The organism is Alphaproteobacteria bacterium (assembly GCA_035625915.1).
In the GTDB taxonomy this organism is placed as follows: domain Bacteria; phylum Pseudomonadota; class Alphaproteobacteria; order JACZXZ01; family JACZXZ01; genus DATDHA01.
Genome location: DASPOR010000228.1, coordinates 1 through 2664, shown reverse-complemented (window position 1 = coordinate 2664; position 2664 = coordinate 1). Strand labels below are relative to the sequence as shown.

Sequence of the window (2664 nt, the reverse complement as noted above, 5' to 3'; positions counted from 1 at the left end):
CTCTCGATGCGTTGCGATAGCGCCGCGCCCGCGCTGGGGGCGGCACCGAGGCGACGGCGCCCGCCGAGAGCTTGAGGCAGGGGACCGAAGGGTTGTAAGCGGCTCTCCGCTGTTTAACGCTCTCATCGATGACGACGCCGTGCTGGGCGTGCTCGACATGGTGACTCACGGATCGTCTTCGCCGCATGGCCCGCCTTCGTTGCATTGGCGATGGTGAAGGGAACGTTGAAAGCAGGCGTGGGCGTCTGCCAACCAGATCTTGCGAGATCCTCTGGCGGCGAGCTTGCGAAGCTCGCATTGGGTTCTCGTCGCCGAACAAGCAATCGAGCGTACTTCTTCGAATGACGACCGCTGGCCTTCCTTGCTGTCCGTCAACCGCGGGTAGTGCGCACTTTTGGGCGTGGAGTCCAATTATGATGGCAGATTTTCAGCCAAGGTGCATAATGATTTTCATGGCCACGAACTCAGAGAATCCTGTTAGCCACCACCCATATTGCAGGGCGCCTTGCGTAGTCCGCAATATCCGTTGCCTATCTGCGACAGCGGCGGTGCTGGTTGCGCCATCCGCAAATCGAAAAAGAACCAGTGGGATTCGAGCAATTGGACTTTCTCTACCCTAGTTCATTCGGGACCGCTTAATATGACGGACGGGGGGCCGACTTCCCTGGGCGCCGGCGCGAAAGGTACGCATGGCAAACAAGACCAAGGTGACGCCACCGGACGCTAAGAAAGAGGCGCAGGAGAAACAACCCCTCAAAACGCCAGATGTCCTGCTGCCGCTGTTCGATTTGTCAGACGCCGCCGTCCACGAGATGATCAAGGCCGCCAAGACGCGCGGCTACGTGACTGACAAGCACATCAACTTGGCACTCCCTCCGGATGAGGTCAATTCTGAGCAGATCGAGGACATTCTTGCGACGCTCAACGACGCAGGCATTAACATCGTGGAATCTGAGGAAGCCGAATTGGAGGAAGAGGCCGAGGAGCACGATGAGCCCGGACAGGAGGAGAGTGAGGGCGGCCAACTTGTCGAGGTGCGGCGGGCGACACCGACCAAAGTCGAGAAGGTAGAACCGTCCGAGCGCACAGACGATCCCGTGCGCATCTATCTGCGGGAGATCAGCTCGGTCGAACTGCTCTCGCGCGAGGACGAGATCGCGATCGCCAAGCGCATCGAAGCCGGCCGCGAGGCGATGATCGCTGGTTTGTGCGAGAGCCCGCTGACCTTCCAGGCCATTATCATCTGGCGCGACGAGCTTAACGACGGCAAGGTCTTCCTGCGCGACATCATCGACATCGAGGCGACCTATTTTGGCCCTCACGCCCAGGCGATTTCGGCTGGCGTTCCGGGCGTCGTGGCACCACCGGCCGCGCACGCCGCCGCGACCCCGTTCCTGCAAGTCGCGTCGCTGCAGCTCGATGTACCGCCTTCCCCGACACGAGCCGCAACGCCATTCAGGCAAGAGCCGCAAATCGCCGACGGCGCGGAGCCGCCGCAAGGCGCGCTCGACGAAAGCGACATCGACGAGGAGGACCTCGATAGCTCTATATCGCTCGCCGAGATCGAGGTTGAGCTTAAGCCGAAGGTGCTCGAGACTTTCGGCGCAATCGCCGACAGGTTCATGCTGCTGTGCCGTCTGCAGGAGATTCGCTACAAGCTGCACAACGAGAAGCTCTCCTCTGTAGAGGAGCGTAAATATAAGAAGCTGAAGAAAGAAATCATCGCCGAGGTAAAGTCGCTGCGCCTCAACCAAGCGCTTATCGACGCGCTCGTTGAGCAGCTCTATGACATTAACAAGCGCCTCGTCACCCATGAGGGCCGCCTGATGCGGCTCGCGGAGAGCCACCACATTGCGCGCCAGGATTTCCTGGAGAACTACCTGGGCTCCGAACTCGACCCGCGGTGGCTCGGCCGAGTATCGAAGCTCTCCACGCACGGCTGGAAGAACTTTGTCACGGCGAACGACGACCACATCAAGAGTATCCGGTCGGAAATCCAAAGGCTCGCCAGCGAAACGGGGCTCGATATTGGCGAGTTTCGCAAGGTCGTGCTGATGGTGCAAAAGGGTGACCGCGAGGCCCGCCAGGCCAAGAAGGAGATGGTGGAAGCGAATTTGCGGCTAGTCATCTCGATCGCAAAAAAATACGCCAACCGCGGCCTGCAGTTCCTCGATCTCATCCAAGAAGGTAATATCGGCCTGTTGAAGGCCGTCGACAAGTTTGAGTACCGGCGCGGCTATAAGTTCGCGACCTACGCCACCTGGTGGATCCGGCAAGCGATCACCCGCTCGGCTACGGATCAGGCGCGCACCATCCGCGTTCCCGTGCACATGGTCGAGACGATCAACAAGATCGCGCGCGCGCGCCGGCGGATTCTCAGCGAGAACGGCTGCGAGCCGACACCCAAGGAGCTGGCTGACAAACTCCGCATGCCGCTGGAGAAGGTGAGCAAGGCACTCAAGATCGCCAAGGAGCCCTTGTCCCTCGAGACACCGTACGGCGATGAGGAGGGCTCCCGCCTTGGCGACTTCATCGAGGACAAGGACACTATTCTGCCCATCGATGCGGCGATCCAGTCGAATTTGCGCGAGATCACCACGCGAGTGCTTGCCTCGCTCACGCCGCGCGAAGAGCGCGTATTGCGCCTGCGGTTCGGAATCGGCA

1 protein-coding gene is annotated in these 2664 nt (G+C 60.3%); it reads left to right on the top strand.

What is annotated here, in order from left to right:
• Positions 1 to 689: 689 nt before the first annotated feature.
• A partial coding sequence (gene rpoD, locus VEJ16_18525) for an RNA polymerase sigma factor RpoD (GenBank protein HYB11658.1) occupies positions 690 to 2664 on the top strand: 1975 nt, incomplete at its 3' end.